This window comes from Massilia sp. YIM B02769 (assembly GCF_030411995.1).
Classification (GTDB): domain Bacteria; phylum Pseudomonadota; class Gammaproteobacteria; order Burkholderiales; family Burkholderiaceae_D; genus Telluria.
The window spans coordinates 1-3,038 of sequence record NZ_JASNRC010000037.1; the positions used below are offsets into that span (position 1 = coordinate 1).

Here is a 3,038-nt window from a genome sequence, read left to right on the forward strand (position 1 = left end):
TTAACTATACCTGCTAAGGTTATAGGGACAAGCCGTACGGGCAATTAGTACTGGTTAGCTTAATGCATTACTGCACTTCCACACCCAGCCTATCAACGTCCTGGTCTCGAACGACCCTTCAAGGAGCTCAAGGCTCCGGGAAATCTCATCTCAAGGCAAGTTTCCCGCTTAGATGCTTTCAGCGGTTATCTCTTCCGAACTTAGCTACCCGGCAATGCCACTGGCGTGACAACCGGTACACCAGAGGTTCGTCCACTCCGGTCCTCTCGTACTAGGAGCAGCCCCCTTCAAATTTCCAACGCCCACGGCAGATAGGGACCAAACTGTCTCACGACGTTTTAAACCCAGCTCACGTACCACTTTAAATGGCGAACAGCCATACCCTTGGGACCGGCTACAGCCCCAGGATGTGATGAGCCGACATCGAGGTGCCAAACTCCCCCGTCGATATGAACTCTTGGGAGGAATCAGCCTGTTATCCCCAGAGTACCTTTTATCCGTTGAGCGATGGCCCTTCCATACAGAACCACCGGATCACTATGTCCTACTTTCGTACCTGCTCGACTTGTCGGTCTCGCAGTTAAGCACGCTTATGCCATTGCACTATTAGCACGATGTCCGACCGTACCTAGCGTACCTTCGAACTCCTCCGTTACACTTTAGGAGGAGACCGCCCCAGTCAAACTGCCTACCATGCACTGTCCCCGATCCGGATAACGGACCAAGGTTAGAACCTCAAACAAACCAGGGTGGTATTTCAAGGATGGCTCCACGAGAACTGGCGTCCCCGCTTCAAAGCCTCCCACCTATCCTACACAGATTGGTTCAAAGTCCAATGCAAAGCTACAGTAAAGGTTCATGGGGTCTTTCCGTCTAGCCGCGGGTAGATTGCATCATCACAAACATTTCAACTTCGCTGAGTCTCGGGAGGAGACAGTGTGGCCATCGTTACGCCATTCGTGCAGGTCGGAACTTACCCGACAAGGAATTTCGCTACCTTAGGACCGTTATAGTTACGGCCGCCGTTTACTGGGACTTCAATCAAGAGCTTGCACCCCATCATTTAATCTTCCAGCACCGGGCAGGCGTCACACCCTATACGTCCACTTTCGTGTTTGCAGAGTGCTGTGTTTTTATTAAACAGTCGCAGCCACCAGTTTATTGCAACCTTTTCGCCCTTCCACAGTAAAGTGGTCAAGCTACCGAGGCGTACCTTTTCCCGAAGTTACGGTACCAATTTGCCGAGTTCCTTCTCCCGAGTTCTCTCAAGCGCCTTAGAATACTCATCTCGCCCACCTGTGTCGGTTTGCGGTACGGTCTCGTATGACTGAAGCTTAGAGGCTTTTCTTGGAACCACTTCCGATTGCTTCGTGTCGCATGGCCACACGTCCCAGTCCCTTGAATTATGTACCCGGATTTGCCTAAGTACCTTCTATGAACCAGAAACCAGCTATTCCAACAGCTGGACAACCTTCCGCGATCCGTCCCCCCATCGCATCATACGACGGTGCAGGAATATTAACCTGCTTCCCATCAGCTACGCATCTCTGCCTCGCCTTAGGGGCCGACTCACCCTGCTCCGATGAACGTTGAACAGGAAACCTTGGGCTTACGGCGTGCGGGCTTTTCACCCGCATTATCGCTACTCATGTCAGCNTCACATGGACACACGTCCCAGTCCCTTGAATTACGCACCCGGATTTGCCTAAGTGCCTTCTATGAACCAGAAACCAGCTATTCCAACAGCTGGACAACCTTCCGCGATCCGTCCCCCCATCGCATCATACGACGGTGCAGGAATATTAACCTGCTTCCCATCAGCTACGCATCTCTGCCTCGCCTTAGGGGCCGACTCACCCTGCTCCGATGAACGTTGAACAGGAAACCTTGGGCTTACGGCGTGCGGGCTTTTCACCCGCATTATCGCTACTCATGTCAGCATTCGCACTTCTGATACCTCCAGCATCCTTTACAAGACACCTTCGCAGGCTTACAGAACGCTCTCCTACCATATCCAATAAAGGATATCCGCAGCTTCGGTGACTGGCTTAGCCCCGTTACATCTTCCGCGCAGGACGACTCGATCAGTGAGCTATTACGNNNTGATCTCGATGCAAGCAAAGAGAAGAATATCCGCAGCTTCGGTGACTGGCTTAGCCCCGTTACATCTTCCGCGCAGGACGACTCGATCAGTGAGCTATTACGCTTTCTTTAAATGGTGGCTGCTTCTAAGCCAACATCCTGACTGTTTTAGCCTTCCCACTTCGTTTTCCACTTAGCCAATCTTTGGGACCTTAGCTGGCGNGCTTTCTTTAAATGGTGGCTGCTTCTAAGCCAACATCCTGACTGTTTTAGCCTTCCCACTTCGTTTTCCACTTAGCCAATCTTTGGGACCTTAGCTGGCGGTCTGGGTTGTTTCCCTCTTGACGCCGGACGTTAGCACCCGACGTCTGTCTCCCAAGCTCGCACTCATCGGTATTCGGAGTTTGCAATGGTTTGGTAAGTCGCAATGACCCCCTAGCCATAACAGTGCTCTACCCCCGATGGTGATACTTGAGGCACTACCTAAATAGTTTTCGGAGAGAACCAGCTATTTCCAAGTTTGTTTAGCCTTTCACCCCTACCCACAGCTCATCCCCTAATTTTTCAACATTAGTGGGTTCGGACCTCCAGGGCGTGTTACCGCACCTTCATCCTGGCCATGGGTAGATCACTTGGTTTCGGGTCTACACCCAGCGACTGTCGCCCTGTTCGGACTCGATTTCTCTACGGCTCCCCTATCCGGTTAACCTCGCCACTGAATGTAAGTCGCTGACCCATTATACAAAAGGTACGCCGTCACGGATCAAGTCCGCTCCGACTGTTTGTATGCACACGGTTTCAGGATCTATTTCACTCCCCTCCCGGGGTTCTTTTCGCCTTTCCCTCACGGTACTGGTTCACTATCGGTCGATTACGAGTATTTAGCCTTGGAGGATGGTCCCCCCATGTTCAGACAGGATTTCTCGTGTCCCGCCCTACTTGTCGTACGCTTAGTA

At 51.9% G+C, this 3,038-nt stretch carries 1 rRNA gene; it reads right to left on the reverse strand.

What is annotated here, in order from left to right:
- Nucleotides 1–23: 23 nt before the first annotated feature.
- A 23S ribosomal RNA gene (locus QPK31_RS26065) occupies nt 24–3,038 on the reverse strand; the annotation flags it as partial.